The sequence below is a fragment of the Bacillus sp. AK031 genome (genome assembly GCF_053903065.1).
Window position 1 is genome coordinate 1,308,074 of sequence record NZ_CP096424.1, and the last position, 16,186, is coordinate 1,324,259.

The window sequence follows — 16,186 nt, forward strand, 5'->3', positions numbered from 1 at the left end:
CTCATCTTCTTATGTGGTTATTTTCCCCTTTGAGTAAGGGATGAAGGATGAAAGGGGTTTTCATAATGAAGAATTCAGACGGGAATGGCAAGTTGAATGTTCGCGAAATGATTGAAGAGAAAAAAAGCACCGTGAACATCAATTCAGTCATGGAAAAGTTCATTCCTAAATTTTTATTTGCTATTGCAGCAATTTCAATTTTTACGACTATCGGAATTGTTATTACATTATTAACAGAAACAGTTAATTTCTTTAGGGCTGTTCCATTTTTAGATTTCTTCACTGGAACGGAACTGAACCCGATCGGAAGAGAACCGCAGTTTGGGGTACTGCCGTTACTCACGGGTACAATCATCTCTTCAATCATTGCGATGTTTGTGGCGATACCGGTTGGCGTAATGTCCGCTGTATACTTGAGTGAGTATGCATCGGAAAGGGTTAGAAAGACATTGAAACCAATACTTGAAATCCTTGCCGGAATACCGACAATTGTATATGGATTTTTTGCCTTTACATTCGTGACTCCTCTATTAAGATCATTTATTCCTGCACTAGAGCCCACTAATATCCTCAGTCCAGGAATCGTAATGGGAATCATGATCATCCCAATGGTGGCCTCACTTTCTGAGGATGCCATGAGTTCTGTACCAAACTCGATGAGAGAAGGGGCACTTGCACTTGGTGCGACAAAACTCGAGGTAACTTGGAAAGTAGTTATTCCTGCTGCTATTTCTGGAATTATTTCTTCCTTTGTTCTGGGTATTTCCCGCGCGATTGGGGAAACGATGATTGTTACGATTGCTTCAGGAAGCAATAAAAACTTCACGTTTGATATTACCCAATCCATGCAGACTATGACCGCGTATATTGTTGAAGTAACCGGTGGTGAGGCTGCAGCTGGAACAACGATATACTACAGCTTGTACGCTGTAGCCATGACACTGTTTGTTTTCACATTAATTATGAATTTGATTGCACAATATATTTCTCGAAGATTTAGGGAGGAATATTAATTATGAAATATGTAGACGCAGCACAAGTACAAAAGCAAATGGGTATGCGCTTGTTTAAGAATAAGCTTGCCAAGACAATATTTTTACTTTCTATACTATTTGGATTAGTCGTACTGGTTACACTGATTTATCGGGTGGTAAATGACAGTATGGGCTGGATTGATATGAATTTCCTTACAGGAAAACTTTCTGTTAATCCTGAAAAAGCAGGTATCATGGGGGCTATACTTGGTACCGTTTGGCTAATGTTAGTTGTGGCCCCGGTGACAATGTTCCTTGGTGTTGGGACTGCCATTTATCTCGAAGAATACGCCAAAGAAGGCAAGCTCAAGAGCATTATCCAGACCAATATAAGCAACCTTGCAGGTGTACCGTCGGTTGTTTTCGGTATTCTGGGATTGACTGTATTTGTAAGGATGGCGGATCTGGGGAACATTGTCCTAGCCGGCGGATTGACAATGTCTCTTCTTGTTCTTCCGATCGTAGTGGTAGCCAGCCAGGAAGCATTAAGAGCTGTTCCTCAATTTTTAAGGGAAGCTTCTTATGGGATGGGTGCTACAAAATGGCAGACCGTGAAGAATATCGTTTTGCCTACAGCCATTCCCGGTATTTTAACCGGTGTCATCCTGGCGTTATCACGTGCTATAGGTGAGACAGCACCTCTTGTCGTTATCGGGATTCCAGCGTTATTGATTCCTCTGCCAGAAGGTGTTTTTGACAAATTCACCGTAATGCCGATGCAAATTTACTATTGGACGGTTGACTCTGCTTTGACAGACGAGTATGCATTTTTAGCAGCGGCTACGATTGTCGTATTATTGGTTGTACTGTTCGCAATGAACTCAATCGCAATCATCATCAGAAACAAATTTCAAAAGAGATTCTAATTTTTGGAGGTTATTTCAATGGCAGTACTTTCTGGGAACGATAAAAGAACGGCAAACACAGTAACTGAAGGCAAGGGGAAAAATCAAAATAAAAGCATAGTCTATGAAACAAAGGACTTGAACCTATGGTACGGCGAAGACAAAGCGTTGAAAAACATAAATCTTGCCATCAATGAAAATGAAGTGACGGCCATTATCGGGCCATCCGGGTGTGGTAAGTCCACATTTATTAAAACACTTAACAGGATGGTTGAATTGATTCCTGTTGTCCGTATTTCCGGTGAGATCAATTACCGTAACCAAAGCATTCTTGATAAATCTTTTACAGTGGAAGATCTAAGAACAAGAGTGGGAATGGTTTTCCAAAAGCCAAATCCTTTCCCAAAATCAATATATGATAATGTCGCTTACGGTCCAAGGATCCATGGAATCCGCAATAAAAAAGTGTTGGATGAAATTGTTGAAAAAAGTCTTCGCGGAGCGGCTATCTGGGATGAGGTTAAAGACCGTTTAAAAGAAAATGCTTATGGTCTTTCCGGCGGTCAGCAGCAGCGCCTCTGTATTGCCCGCTGTCTGGCGATCGAGCCTGATGTCATCCTTATGGATGAGCCTACTTCAGCTCTTGACCCAATCTCTACACTAAAAGTAGAAGAACTCGTGCAAGATCTGAAAAAGGATTACAGCATCATTATTGTCACACACAATATGCAGCAGGCAGCGCGTATTTCAGATAAAACAGCATTCTTTTTAAATGGAGAAGTGATCGAGTTCGATGAAACGAATACTATCTTCTCGACTCCTAGTGATAAAAGAACAGAGGATTATATTTCTGGACGTTTTGGATGATAAATATTCATTGATTTACAACGAAAGATATGGCTTCACCGATAAGTTTCGAGGAGGATTTTCATGGGGACTAGAGGACAATTTGATGAGAGTTTAAAGGACCTTCAATCAAAACTGATGGAGCTTGGCAGGCTTGCCAACACAGCTCTTGATGCAAGTGTTAAAGCATTGGAAGAGCAGGATATCGAAAAAGCACTGGAAATCATTGAAGATGATACGCATGCTGACCTGCTTGAAGAAGAAATCAATGATATTGCAATTTTGCTGATAGCAAAACAGCAGCCCGTTGCAACTGATTTAAGAAGGATCATTGTGACGATCAAAGTGGCATCCGATATCGAAAGGATAGCTGATTTTGCCGTTAATATTGCTAAATCCACCATAAGAATCGGCAAAGAGCCGCTGATTAAACCGATCAATAACATTAAGAAGATGTATACATTGACTTCGAACATGATAAATCTAACCTTGGAATCATTCGTAGAAGAAGATGTCGTGAAGGCGAAGAAAATTGCCGATCTGGATGATGAGATTGATGATCTGTATGGTGAGACAATCAAAGAACTGCTTAGCTTAAATAAAAAGCAGCCGGAATTCACAGCACAGATAACACAACTCTCCTTTATTTGCCGGTATCTTGAACGTTCTGCAGACCATGCGACAAATGTAGCTGAAGGTGTATTTTATCTGGTTAAGGGAAGACGTTTTGATTTAAATGCATAGAATAGAAAAAGGCAGCCGTAAATGGCTGCCTTTCAGTTTGTCAGTAAATCTGATATTTGCTCAAGTGTCATATCCGAATTAAACTGATATTCACCAATTTGAATTTTGTCAGCCAAGCCGCTATTGACCAGGTAACTGTTCAAATCGCTGGCATTTCGGATAACGCCGCTGCTTTCCAGCTTATCAGCAATTTCTATCGGAGTCATGCCGGGTGAAACGGTAATTGTCACTTCACTCACTGCAGTATCGCTGTCGCCGGTTTCTGTTTCCTCTTTTGCCGTACTATTATTTTTAGACAGTGTCTCTACCTGATCCTGCAACTTCGAAACTTCTTCATTTCGCTGCTTTGCTTCTTCCTCTGTGAGGATGACATAGCCCTGCTCTTTCAATTGAGCTTCAGGATCAGCCTTAGATTCATCATAGTAAGAAAAAACGATCAATATGATGGCAGAGAGAAAAAGTCCTGCTGCAAAAGCTCTTGTACTTTGCTTGTTCATGGAATCTCCTTTCACATATCCCTGCTTCGAATAATTTCCTTTACATCATTTATCGGCAATGCCGATTGTTTTGCGATTTGGTCCAATTCCATTCCTTGGCCGTAAAGCGCCAACACTTGATTTTTGACTATTTCATGAACCTTCGTTTTCGGTCGTTTAGAAGCGGTCGACTGAAACACAGGACCTTCATCCATTAAAAGCTCTTCTTCGAGTACCTTCAGTCTCTTCTTTAATGTGTAATTTTCCTGAAGAAAATTCATGGACAGCTCTTCAACATCTTTCTCCAGTGTTTTATATCGATCTCTTTGAAAAAAAGAAATAATAAACAGCAATGCAGAAAGTGAGAGCAGACTAATAATAACGATTGTCATAAGTTCACCTCGTATGAGTTTGCTACCTATTATTTATAGCATAGATTCCTGCAATTCTCTATATATTTGGGGACTTATCATTATAGATGACTGCTACCTGGTTGCGTAATTAACTTCTAGAGCTGAAATAAGTTAGCACTTTTTCCTTATAAACAACAGCATTACTCTTTAAACATAGAAAAAGTAATTAAACTCTCAGGCACAGTATTCGAATAAATTAGAGGAGCCCCCCTTAATATTATAGAAGAAACTTGTCGTTTTCCGTTGTTGAATTGGGCTGAATACCAATAAATCAACAGAAAACGAATTTTTTTTGCACTTCTTTTCTTGTCTTTATGCATGCCAGCAAATTGCGACAAAATGCGTTTATTGTAGGTTTTTGCCCATGGTGATACGATTAAGTAGACGAATAAATATTGTATTCTTTGCATATACCCATAAATTTCTCTCAGAGGTGAAAATGATGCTTGATAAAATTATTGAATACCGTGAACAAGGGTTATCATTTAGAAAAATAGCGAAACAAATGAATACGACAGTAGGAAAAGTACAGTATCAATGGGTTAAGTATCAAAAGTCATTGGAAGAAACAAAAGCTGCTATTGCAGCTGCCTCGGAGGAAAAGGTAAAGCCGCTGAAGCGATCAGGCAGATACAAGGGAAGGCTTATCGCAAAGAAACGTAAACCTGCTGCTTTGAAAACGGATTTAACAGTAATGTTTTCTGAAGGTGCCAGGGTGATGTGTTATTGGAATATTCCGGGATCCATTATTAAACAAGTGGGGGAGTTCCATGGTTTATCAGAAAATCAGTATCAGTACTCATTAAGGGTTTTTGATATCACATCAATTGCTTTTAACGGCCACAACCATCACAGCTATACAGACATCATCGTTCCTCCTCAAGCCGCACACTGGTTCATCAGCAGCCTTAAACCAAACCGCTCATACTGTGTTGAATATGGAATAGTAGACGTGAGAGGAAGGTTCACTGGAATTACTCGATCGAATGTTTTTCATACTCCGCGCACCAGTCATAATCAGGAAGTTCATCAAATGGATGAACTGCAGGAATATGCAGCCGGCAAAACGAAAACTCCCCATTGGGTTGAGCATGTCAGTACATACTCATATTATTTGAAAAACTAGGAGGAAGTCATGGAAAATAAATCGTTAATATTAGTGTCTAATTCCGTTTCCCGTTTCCCCTCAGATATGAAAAAAAGTCCCGGCCTTTTATATCAAATGTTAACTGAGTACTTGTTTATCATAAAAAAAACAATGATGGAAAAAGCATTTCCACGAGCTGCTTATGTCGTTCAGCCGGTGATAATTGACTGGCTTTCAACAGATGAATCCAAACAGCTGATCGAACAGTATTTTTTGGACTCATTACAAGAAGAGCGAAAAGCGGAGAATAATAGAGTAGAAGAGTTATACACTGCCTGGGTCAGTATTGAACGTGATATTCCCGCTATGTTTAACAAACTGCAAGAACAAGGCAGGATTCGTATTATCCCTGCAGCAGCCGTCAATTTTCCCCTTACACACCTTTTGACTGATTGGGGCATTCAATTTTTAATCGACCAGAGTATCCGCCTATACCAACAGCATTTCAGCCAACCAGCCAAAGGTTTTTGGATCCCGGGCTGTGCTTATACACCAGGAATTGATCTTTACCTGATTAAATCTGGAATAGAATATACTTTTATTTCTCCAGCAACCTTTTCGTACAGTGAAAAAGAAATGGATACAGAAGTACTTAAAACCCCAAGGGGACTCCGTCTGATCCCGGTTGGAAAAGACCTGAGCCATAATTATATTCACATAATTGACAGTGATTCAGAGATGGTTGATATACTGCAGCAGGGTGGTTTTAATGATTATAATGAACAGAAATTGCTGAATAGCACTGCTGCACTAACCAGGGCAGGGTTTGGTTACTTGGGAATGGAAGAAGGGCAGAGAATCCTTCCAGATGAAGTATTGATTCACATGCGGGAAATGCATGGAATGGAGAAAAGTCTGCAAGAAATCAATGAGGATGGGATGGAGAGTCCTCGGATATTCAGCCAAATGGCAAGAGAATGGCTGTCAAGCCTTCGATATTTGGCTGTTGAGCAGGAGTTGGATGCCGCCAGTTTACAGGCATTCAGACAGCTTCATGACCATTTAACTAATGAAATCGAAGATAGCCATTTTTTAGAATACAGGGAAAGCCTTGAGTATCTTCCATTGGAGCTGGCCAAATTTTCAGTTGGCAATTCCCTAAGAGCGGATAAACAGCAAACTGTATTGCTGTTGTCTTGGGAATATCCTCCCAATATTGTCGGGGGATTATCGAGACATGTCCATGATCTTTCTGTATCGCTCGTAAAAAAAGGCTGTAAAGTAATCGTTCTTACAGCAGCAACCAATGGGGTCCCCGATTATGAAATAAATGAGGGTGTCCATGTTTACCGCACCGGACCCCTCCATCCGATGGAAGAGGATTTCCTGCAATGGGTCTTTCAGTTGAATCTTTCGTTTATTGAAAAAGCCGGTGAGATTTTTGAAAAAGAAGCTATTCATCTCGTCCATGCACATGATTGGATTGTTGGTAAATCTGCTGTGCTGATTAAAAATCATTATCATATCCCCTTATTGACAACCATCCATGCAACCGAGAATGGAAGGAACCAAGGGATATTTACAGACCTCCATAAACGGATTCACGAGGAAGAGAAAATTCTTGTCAATGCTTCCAATCAGCTCATCATCTGCAGCGAGCATATGAAGGATGAGCTTTCTCAATTGGATCCACCGGCACACCTGCCCGTAACAGTCATCCCAAATGGGGTGAACTTGAAGAATGTATTATCTGATGAAAGTGGCCAGGTCAACAGTACATTCGATGATGTGAGATATTATTTTTCGATAGGAAGAATCGTACATGAAAAAGGATTTGACACGATTATTGAAACCGCAGAGCGAATAAGTGAAGATCAAAGCATCCATTTTGTGATTGCGGGAAAAGGTCCGCTTCTCGAACAGTATCGGAACAAAGTAACAGAAAAAGGGCTCGAGCAATACGTCCATTTTCTCGGATATGTAAGCGATGAAGAAAGAAACGCCTACTTGTTTAAGAGCGAGGCCGTCATTTTTCCGAGTATATATGAACCGTTTGGAATAGTAGCACTTGAAGCAATGGCTGCAAAAAAAGCGGTCATCGCTTCCAGAACAGGCGGCTTGACAAATATAGTAGAACATGGGCACGCCGGTTTGTTGTTTGAACCAGGAGATTCCGGAAGCCTGGCAAACGCCATCCTTTCCATAGAAGAGTCAAACGAAATGAAGGTGCAAATGGGTGAAAATGGTTTTAAAATGGCAGAAATCATGTTCAGTTGGGAGCGAATCTCACAGCAGACAATCGGTATCTATGAAGAAATGATCATCCAACATAAAGTTGAAGGGGCATTATCATGAAAGGAGTCATTCTTGCAGGCGGACAAGGGACGCGATTAAAGCCCTATACACTCTCTGTGCCAAAGCCGATGGTAACCATCATGAATAAACCCATTTTGGAATATAATGTCGCTTTATTGAGGGCAAATGGAATTTCTTCCATCATGATAACGACTTGTTATAAGGCTGAGAAAATATCAGAGTACTTTGGAGATGGTAGTGAATTTGGAGTAAGCATCACTTATTTACATGAAGATTTACCTCTCGGAACAGCAGGGGGTGTCTTTGAGTCCAGCCGCTTCCTCGATGAACCGTTCGTAGTGATCAGTGGAGATGCTTTTACAAGCCTTTCCCTGCAGGATGCAATCTTGTTTCATCAGCAGAAAGGAGCTTCACTTACCATTGTCGGTAAAGAAATGGAGAACCCGAGAGGCTATGGAATCTGCAGGACTGGTCCCGACGGCAAACTGATTGAGTTTATAGAGAAACCTGCTGCAGGGCTCATTGACAGCAATCTTGTAAATACCGGCATCTATATCATTGAGCCGGAGTTGCTTAGAACCTATCAATTCCAGGGATATACAGATTTCAGCCGTGATGTTTTTCCGGCGATGCTGGAGGCTAAGGAAGACATATTCGTATATAGAACTGATGATTACTGGAGAGATATCGGCAATCCGGAACAATACAAACTGGCAAGAGAAGAATATTTAAATGGCCGCATGAAAGAAAAGGAAGAAAAAGTAAGTGCGGGGATACTGGATGAATTCATGTCCGTAAAAGATGGTCTTGAAAACACACTCAAATATCTGACAAGAATGATCGTTTCGTGCCCGGATAATCAAAAACAGCAAATCATCAACAAGCTGGTTGAAGAGCAAAGAGAAACCCCGGTCCTTAATTTAGACGGAATCCTGATTTCCCACAGTGTTGGAGGGTGGACCAGAATCATTGACCAGCCCAGCAATGGATTTATCATTTATTCAAAAGCAGAGCGCAGAAATCTTGCCAAGGAATTTGCCGGATATTATTTCAATAAAATAAAACAATGGCAAAAGGTGTAGATATGAAGATGAAAACAAATTTATCACATGCTGAAGTGTATAACAGCCACGGGGACAGTTTTAATTGTGAGATATTCGCCTGGACAGACGAGAACAATAGAATAGAATCAAAACAGCTTTCTCGATTCTCTAATTGGAAAGACTTCAACTATGTCATTCAGGAAGAATCTCATGTTGAAGGAGCGGTAACCAGCTTTACTGTCGAAAACAAGAAAAGAACCCATCGCCGGCTGAAACTCTTTTTCCTGCTGGACTGGAGAACGGCAGGTGATGAGCGGCTCAGTTTTGTATCGCCCGATAACCATCTTGTCTACCATCATTCTTCAACAAAGGTATCGATGATTGATTACCATGTGAGCAGCGGGATGATCAGAAGATCATTATATCCATTAACTGAAAAAGGAATCTTTCATTGGAAGGAAACACTGAAAACAGGTTCCCTCCTTTACCAGCCGCTTTTGAAAGGACCTGCTCTGACAGTGGTTTCATTCGACTTATTATTCAGGCCATTAGAGAAGATTCAAGGAAATATTTTCGAAATAGAAGCAGAATCTAAAGATGATATGAAAAATTTCCACAAACACTTTAAAAACAGACTAGCATTTCATCTGAAAAAGTGATATTATAGAAAAGTCGTATGAACAGATGAAGATAGCGAAGTTTGGAGGGAAATAAACAATGCGTGTAAACATTACTTTAGCTTGCACTGATTGCGGTGAGCGTAACTATATTTCTACAAAGAACAAACGTAATAACCCAGACCGTTTAGAGCTAAAAAAATATTGCCCAAGAGAAAAGCGCACTACAGTGCATCGTGAAACAAAGTAAGCAGCCGGGATTTTTCCTGCTGCTTTTTTTGTGCGTGAATATAGAAGAAAAAGGGGAGTTACATACGTGGACAAACAAACCTTGCGCAGCAAACAAAAGGCATTGCTTTCCTCACTGGACCGCAATGTGTACGAACATAAATCCTACATGATTGCCAACAAGCTATTCAATATGGAAGAGTGGAAAAACAGCAGCGCCATAGCCGTTACAGTTTCCAACAGCCCTGAAGTGGACACTTGGAATATTATCAAGCGAGGCTGGGAAGAAGGAAAAAGAGTGGCAGTTCCAAAGTGTGTACCAAAAGAAAAAAGGCTGGAGTTCTATTACTTAAAGTCTTTCGATGAATTGGAAATGGTATATTTCGGTTTATTTGAGCCGGATCCTTCTAAAACAACACCTGCCAAAAAGGAAGAGATCAGTTTAGTGATCGTACCTGGGCTGGCTTTCATGAGAACTGGGCATAGGCTTGGGTTCGGCGGTGGATACTATGATCGCTTTCTGGAAAATTTTCAAGGGTCTACAGTCGCTCTGGCTTTCGGTGAACAGATTGTAGAAGAGGTGCCAATAGAATCGTTTGATTTGCCTGTGGAAAAAATCATAAGTGAGGGAGAGATCATTCATTGTGAATGAACAGTTTCTTATGTTTCTCTTTATTCTTGTGATAAGTGTTTCAGGCTGGAAAACAAGCAATCTAAGTGCAAGTGGAGCATTGGCTGCCGTCCTGGTAGGCACAGCGGTTGCTTATGCCTTGAGCTGGCAGGGATTGATCGTCCTTGGAGTATTCTTTGCTTCTTCAAGCTTTTGGTCCAAGTACAGAAAAAGCGAGAAAAATGTTATTGAAAACAAACTGGCGAAAACATCCATAAGGGATTGGCAGCAGGTTCTCGCTAATGGAGGAGGTTCAATGGTTTTTTCCCTTTTCTTTCTCTGGACGGGAGATCCTATTTATATCATTGCTGCAGTATCTGCATTGGCGGCTGCTAACGCAGATACATGGGCTTCAGAAATTGGGCCATTAAGCAGTGGCAAACCTGTGTCAGTAAGAACATTTAAGAAAACATCTAAAGGGACGTCGGGGGCTGTATCAGCACTTGGGACATTAGCAAGTCTTGGGGGTGCTCTAATCGTAGCACTAGCGGCTTGGGCACTGTTCAATGAAATTTCCGCCACTTGGATGATCTTGGTTGCTGCTGCAGGTTTTTTGGGCAGTTTGATTGACACTTTGCTGGGAGCATACTTACAGATTGAGTATGAATGCAAGCGTTGTGGTCAAATTACGGAAGCGCCAATCCACTGTGATGAAAAGGCAGATAAAATCAAGGGCATTCACATGGTTAATAATGAGTTCGTGAATTTTTCTGCAAGCTTCCTTGCAGGTATCGCAATAATAGTAGTAGAAAAGATTTAGTCAAAAAGGAAAAGGAAGTTCATAGATCACCCTGCATTTTAAAAATTGCCATTAGAGAAGGATAAAATGATGTGTAGGTACACAACATAAAACCAGGAGGCTGATCAATATGAACGGGATCATAAAATGGATTATCATCGCAACGTTTGCTTCTGTATTCTATCAAAACCGCTATAAACTTCTGAACGTTATTCTTGGCAACTTTACTATCAGAAGAATGGTAGTCAGGGCAACCATGAGTCTTCCATGGCTGCGATCAAAATTCATTAGCACTGCGTTTCGTTAGTACACAGCAGCATACTTGGTTAAGATGTTCATCAACAATAGCGCAATACTGCTTTCAGTCTAAGCCCTGACAAGCTGTACCGCCTATTTTGAAGGGCATCTTTTTTTATTTTGTGTGTGAGATTTTGATTTCCAGAAAAGTAAAGAGGGTTGAACAGTATGGAACATGACCATATGCCTTTACTTTTTGTTGGGATGGTGATTAAGTAGAAGAAAGTCAATTGTTGTGATATTGAAAGAAATGGTTTACATAGCTGTTCATTATGGACTTGCAAACATTGCGACGGGGCTCGATTTGCTAGGAAATGAAAAGTCGCACCCCGAAAGAAGCGTGTACGGGGTTCGAGTTGCTAGGAAATGAAAAGTCACACCCCGTTAAAGGTAACCCGGCAATTCTTTATAATGCTGATTTCTACAAGATCTTTATAAGAATGTTAATTCCGATAGTAACTTATCAAGTATTTTATAAACAACCAATCTTTTATAAAAAGGCAGAGGAGAACCTTGAATACTGATCTTAATTATTTATTTTGGAAAACCGCCCAATATTTAATAGTAGAAAAAGGATATCGAATTATTAATATGTCTCAAGACCAGCATCAAATATGGCTTGAAAATTCCTCTAACAAAAATGCCCCTGTTTTCAGGCTGTTTCGTTCTGATCTTGATTGGGGCAACAGAATGAAACGTGATGTACATCTTACAGCGTTAAATGGGGAAAAAATCCGAAAAGCCCTGAGAAAAAAACGACTGCCCCTTAAAAACATCTATATCAGCACTTTTGCACCAGTAGATGAGTATGAATCTTTAGTAAATCAGGAGTACACACTCCCGCAGTCTCCCAAGACAACTGTCGATTCATCCATCATTACCTGGAATGATTATAAGAATGGATTACATGAACTAACATCACTATTTAATGAAAACCTTGAATGGGAAGTGAAAGAAGGGGCAGAGGATCTGGAAGTTTATGCATTAAAGGAAAGCGTCCTTTCTTTTGCGGCAAAAAAAGCCAATGAAGAAAAATCTCTATTTACAAAAGGAAAGCCCTTTTTCACCTATGTATTTATCGCTTTGCAGCTGCTTATGTTTTTTGTGATGGAGATGGCGGGAGGAACACAAAACACTGAAAATCTGATTAAGTATGGAGCAAAGTATAACCCTCTCATACTCCAAGGAGAGTGGTGGAGATTTTTTACACCGGTCATCATACATATCGGATTCCTTCATTTATTAATGAACACGTTTGCATTATATTTTTTAGGTACAGCAGTGGAAAGAATGTTTGGCAATGCCAGATTTTTGTTCATTTATATTTTTGCAGGATTTTCAGGAACATTGGCGAGTTTTATATTTTCCAACTCTCTGTCTGCAGGAGCAAGCGGCGCTATATTTGGTTGTTTTGGAGCCCTGCTTTACTTTGGGACCGTTTATCCCAAAGTCTTCTTCCGGACGATGGGAACAAATATACTCGTTGTCATTGGGATAAATCTTGCCTTCGGTTTTACGATTCCCGGGATTGATAACGCAGGTCATATTGGAGGACTGGCAGGCGGACTCGCTGCAGCGGCAATTGTCCATCTGCCGAAATCGCGGAAATGGCCGACACAGAGTGGGGCAGTCCTGCTGGCAATAGCGGCTGTTCCAGCCCTGCTTTGGTATGGATATACCCATGATCCAGTCTTTATGGACCCTGCGGTGACCAATTCAGAGGCACAAGAAAGATTGAATGAAGGGGATACTGAAGGCGCGTCTTCCATATTGGAAGAGGTTATCGCTGATGGCAAGGCGAATGCCCATACCTACTTTCTCTATTCCATCGTCAAGATAAAGGATAAACAGTACAGTGAAGCCGAGTCTTTCTTAAATAAGGCATTGGATCTGGATGAAGACTTTCCTGAAGCCCATTACAATTTGGCCATCCTTTTAAATGAAAAAGGGGATAGTGAAGAGGCAAAGGTACATGCAGAAAAGGCATATTTACTGCAAAAAGAAAATAAGCAATTTGAACAGCTTTATAACCAACTGAAATAGTCTTATTGAACCGGGAACTTTTGTTGAAGAAGGGCAGGTTCGCCTTCTTTGGTCGTCAACAGGACGAGCAGGTCCCCGGTTTTTTGCTGAATTAAAATTAAGGGCATAGAACTGTCTGTTGGATCCTCGATATTACCTGACTTTGTTCTGATTCCAAGAAAGTAATTCTTATATAACCCTTCCCATAAATTTCCTAACAATTCATTCCATTGAGCACGCCCTATGCCTTCTGGAGGAGAGTCATTATACTCTGCAAGCTTCTCAAGAGGAATTTGCAAATAATCTTCCCCTTTGATATTGAATGCTTTCATTGCTTTCTCCCAATTATATTCAAGCTGCTGCCTTGTGACTCTGTCAAGGATGTTTTGCCACTCTGTTTCTGCCGGGGTATCAGGCTGCCTGAAAGAACTTAGTGGACTGAAATTAGAATCTATTACATACAGCTGATCTTCCGACATGCTTTGGGCACTCGTAAATTTATCTTCATTATCATGTATTTCTGAATAATGAAATGAAATGGCCTGAAGGAGACTGCTTTCTTTCCCCTGTACGGTATCCTCTTCAACAATCCTGTCTGTGTTTTGCTCCCACTCGCTCATCCTTGCTTTCAACCTTCCATTGAAAAAAAGGAAACCGATATCCTGTCTTAAATAGGAATCCTGGTTCAATACAGAAGATATTTTCCAATTGACTTCATAATTTTCATCTGCCTTTTCGTCAGTAAGAGTCAGAATAGTATTGGCTGACTGGTATTGAGCATCCTCGTTCAAAGGAAAGAATATGATGCTTTCCCTTGCAGGCGGATTATAAATAGTGAAATACCCTAATGCAAAGAGAAGGCTTGCAGATCCAATCATTATATGAATAAAGTGCTTCCGTTTCATTATAATCCCCCACTTAATCAGGTTTGTCCCTTTTAGAGCCATTCTATGAAAAGAACAAAAATATTATGTTCCTAATGTATTTTTTTATCGGAGGGTGTCTAGGATGGTAAATATGATTAAATTTACAGGAATTATTTGTTAGCATTGCTTTTTAATGGAATGAAAATGGGGTGAGATGACTCGTGTCAAAAGATAAAAAAACAGTTTCGGTTTCGCTCGACGAAAATACTGATTATCTTAGTGAGTTACTGGCTGTAGATAAAAGTTTTGATGTTATAAAGCTTGACTTGTTCTATGCAGGAAGAAAAATGGCGATGTACCTGGTCGATGGCTTCGTCAAAGATGATATTATGCATTACCTTATGAAACTGCTGGCGGGCTTAGATGAAGAAAAGCTAGAGGGAGATACTCTCCAAAAGCTGATGAAAACGTATATTCCTTATGTGGAAGTTGAAGAAACAGATGATCTCAACAATGTGGCGGATATGGTTCTGGCTGGTCCCACCGCTCTGATAGTTGACGGAATTGATAAGGCGATTTTGATTGATGCCCGAACGTATCCTGTCAGAGGTCCTCAAGAGCCTGATATGGAGAGAGTTGTCCGCGGTTCGAGGGACGGATTTGTAGAAACGCTGGTGTTCAATACTGCTTTAACACGGAGAAGGATCAGGGATCGATCTTTAAGGATGGAATATATGCAAATAGGAAGAAGGTCCAAAACAGATATTGTAGTCTGTTACCTTGAAGATATTGCGGATCCGGACCTTGTCAAAAGAATAAAAGACTCTTTATCAAAAATCGATACAGACGGCCTTCCCATGGGTGAAAAGACTCTCGAGGAATTCGTATCGGGCAGGCACTGGAACCCATACCCGATGGTCAGGTATACAGAAAGACCCGATACGGCTGCAGCCCATTTATATGAAGGGCATGTCTGTATTATTACGGATGGGTCTCCAAGCGTATTGATTACGCCTACAACGTTTTGGCATCACCTTCAGCATGCAGAAGAATATCGAAACAAGCCGATGGTCGGGGCATATTTGAAGTTTGTGCGTTTTATTGCTGTCTGGGCCTCTATATTCCTGCTGCCTTTATACTATTTGTTTGCAACGCAGCCAGACTTGCTGCCTCCTGCATTTGCTTATATAGGCCCGGATGATGTAGGTGAGATACCGTTAATTTTTCAGTTTTTAATCGTCGAAGTGGGGATCGATATGCTCAGGATGGCCGCTATCCATACTCCTACTTCACTCGCTACTGCACTGGGTCTTGTCGCTGCATTAATGATTGGGCAGGTAGCCGTTGAGGTTGGTTTATTTGTGAATGAAGTGATTCTTTATCTAGCAGTCGCTGCCATTGGGACATTTTCTACACCAAGCTATGAATTGAGCCTGGCGAACCGGATCATCCGTATTGTTTTGCTCATTGTGACCGCAATGTTTGGGGTATACGGTCTTGTCATCGGAATTGCAATCTGGATCATTATGCTGTCGAGGATCAAATCATTTGGAGTTCCTTACATGTGGCCGTTCATTCCATTTAATTTCAGAGCAATGAGGGATGTTGTGTTAAGGTCTCCAATGCCTTTAAAAAACAGGCGCCCCCGATTCTTGAATCCGCAGGACCCAGATCGTTGATACTTTGGCAGTGCTTAATAAGGCACTGCTTTTTTTGTGTGTGCCAGGCATGGCAACTATCTAGGTGGTGAAAGTCCACTGTGGGGGTACACATCGACCAACCACTAAGGAAGCGCAAGGTACTTATTGTGAAATAAGGGCTGGAGGAAGCGTGGAATAAAATCTTGGCTCGACGAACAGAAATCTGATACAAAGGCTTTATAAAGGGATGAAGTTCCATAACAAACTAAAGTCCAAAAGATGTGCGTAACTTTATGAAGTAAA

The 16,186-nt window shown here is 40.9% G+C and carries 17 protein-coding genes; 14 read left to right on the top strand and 3 right to left on the bottom strand.

From position 1 onward, the window contains the following. Window positions 1-65: 65 nt before the first annotated feature. The 4 genes from pstC (at window position 66) to phoU (ending at window position 3,469) form a co-directional block, all read left to right on the top strand. On the top strand, window positions 66-1,013 hold the full coding sequence (gene pstC, locus M1E09_RS06475; RefSeq protein WP_456274031.1) for a phosphate ABC transporter permease subunit PstC: 948 nt from the start codon (window positions 66-68) through the stop codon (window positions 1,011-1,013). A gap of 2 nt (window positions 1,014-1,015) precedes the next feature. After that, window positions 1,016-1,900: a phosphate ABC transporter permease PstA gene (gene pstA, locus M1E09_RS06480; protein WP_456274032.1), complete on the top strand. Its 885-nt coding sequence runs from the start codon at window positions 1,016-1,018 to the stop codon at window positions 1,898-1,900. Window positions 1,901-1,918: 18 nt separating this feature from the next. After that, a complete protein-coding gene (pstB, locus tag M1E09_RS06485) occupies window positions 1,919-2,746 on the top strand; it encodes a phosphate ABC transporter ATP-binding protein PstB (RefSeq protein ID WP_456274033.1) in 828 nt (275 codons plus the stop codon). A gap of 63 nt (window positions 2,747-2,809) precedes the next feature. Continuing rightward, window positions 2,810-3,469: a phosphate signaling complex protein PhoU gene (phoU, locus tag M1E09_RS06490; RefSeq protein WP_456274034.1), complete on the top strand. Its 660-nt coding sequence runs from the start codon at window positions 2,810-2,812 to the stop codon at window positions 3,467-3,469. A gap of 32 nt (window positions 3,470-3,501) precedes the next feature. Here the strand turns inward: phoU and M1E09_RS06495 are convergent, their stop codons facing one another. Beyond that, on the bottom strand, window positions 3,502-3,966 hold the full coding sequence (locus tag M1E09_RS06495) for a hypothetical protein (RefSeq protein ID WP_456274035.1): 465 nt from the start codon (window positions 3,964-3,966) through the stop codon (window positions 3,502-3,504). Window positions 3,967-3,977: 11 nt separating this feature from the next. Next, a complete protein-coding gene (locus M1E09_RS06500) occupies window positions 3,978-4,337 on the bottom strand; it encodes a hypothetical protein (RefSeq protein WP_456274036.1) in 360 nt (119 codons plus the stop codon). 460 nt (window positions 4,338-4,797) lie between these two features. Here M1E09_RS06500 and M1E09_RS06505 point away from each other — a divergent pair, with 460 nt between their 5' ends. The 9 genes from M1E09_RS06505 to M1E09_RS06545 all read left to right on the top strand — a co-directional run bounded on the left by M1E09_RS06505 (window position 4,798) and on the right by M1E09_RS06545 (window position 13,398). Then, the gene (locus M1E09_RS06505; RefSeq protein ID WP_456274037.1) at window positions 4,798-5,484 is read left to right on the top strand and encodes a DUF4912 domain-containing protein; all 687 of its coding nucleotides are present in this window, start codon (window positions 4,798-4,800) and stop codon (window positions 5,482-5,484) included. Window positions 5,485-5,493: 9 nt separating this feature from the next. Beyond that, a complete protein-coding gene (locus tag M1E09_RS06510; RefSeq protein WP_456274038.1) occupies window positions 5,494-7,800 on the top strand; it encodes a glycosyltransferase in 2,307 nt (768 codons plus the stop codon). Then, entirely contained in the window at window positions 7,797-8,843 is a 1,047-nt protein-coding gene (locus M1E09_RS06515; protein WP_456274039.1) for a sugar phosphate nucleotidyltransferase, read from the top strand. The genes M1E09_RS06510 and M1E09_RS06515 overlap by 4 nt, the downstream gene beginning before the upstream one ends. 8 nt (window positions 8,844-8,851) lie before the next feature. Continuing rightward, the gene (locus M1E09_RS06520; RefSeq protein WP_456274040.1) at window positions 8,852-9,463 is read left to right on the top strand and encodes a hypothetical protein; all 612 of its coding nucleotides are present in this window, start codon (window positions 8,852-8,854) and stop codon (window positions 9,461-9,463) included. Between the two features lie 58 nt (window positions 9,464-9,521). Beyond that, window positions 9,522-9,671 carry a 50S ribosomal protein L33 gene (rpmG, locus tag M1E09_RS06525; RefSeq protein ID WP_006837007.1) on the top strand — a complete coding sequence of 50 codons (150 nt, stop codon included), beginning with the start codon at window positions 9,522-9,524 and terminating at the stop codon, window positions 9,669-9,671. Window positions 9,672-9,737: 66 nt separating this feature from the next. Continuing rightward, entirely contained in the window at window positions 9,738-10,301 is a 564-nt protein-coding gene (locus M1E09_RS06530) for a 5-formyltetrahydrofolate cyclo-ligase (protein WP_456274041.1), read from the top strand. Further along, entirely contained in the window at window positions 10,294-11,079 is a 786-nt protein-coding gene (locus M1E09_RS06535) for a DUF92 domain-containing protein (RefSeq protein ID WP_456274042.1), read from the top strand. The genes M1E09_RS06530 and M1E09_RS06535 overlap by 8 nt, the downstream gene beginning before the upstream one ends. A 109-nt stretch (window positions 11,080-11,188) precedes the next feature. Continuing rightward, window positions 11,189-11,365 (top strand): hypothetical protein, encoded by a 177-nt coding sequence (locus M1E09_RS06540; protein WP_456274043.1) that lies wholly within the window; start codon window positions 11,189-11,191, stop codon window positions 11,363-11,365. Between the two features lie 503 nt (window positions 11,366-11,868). Continuing rightward, entirely contained in the window at window positions 11,869-13,398 is a 1,530-nt protein-coding gene (locus M1E09_RS06545) for a rhomboid family intramembrane serine protease (protein WP_456274044.1), read from the top strand. A gap of 2 nt (window positions 13,399-13,400) precedes the next feature. Here the strand turns inward: M1E09_RS06545 and M1E09_RS06550 are convergent, their stop codons facing one another. Then, entirely contained in the window at window positions 13,401-14,282 is an 882-nt protein-coding gene (locus M1E09_RS06550) for a hypothetical protein (RefSeq protein WP_456274045.1), read from the bottom strand. A 182-nt stretch (window positions 14,283-14,464) separates the two neighbouring features. On the opposite strand from M1E09_RS06550, the gene M1E09_RS06555 reads away from it, so the two are divergent. Further along, window positions 14,465-15,922, top strand: coding sequence for a spore germination protein (locus tag M1E09_RS06555; RefSeq protein ID WP_456274046.1), 1,458 nt, complete (start codon window positions 14,465-14,467; stop codon window positions 15,920-15,922). Window positions 15,923-16,186 lie beyond the last annotated feature (264 nt).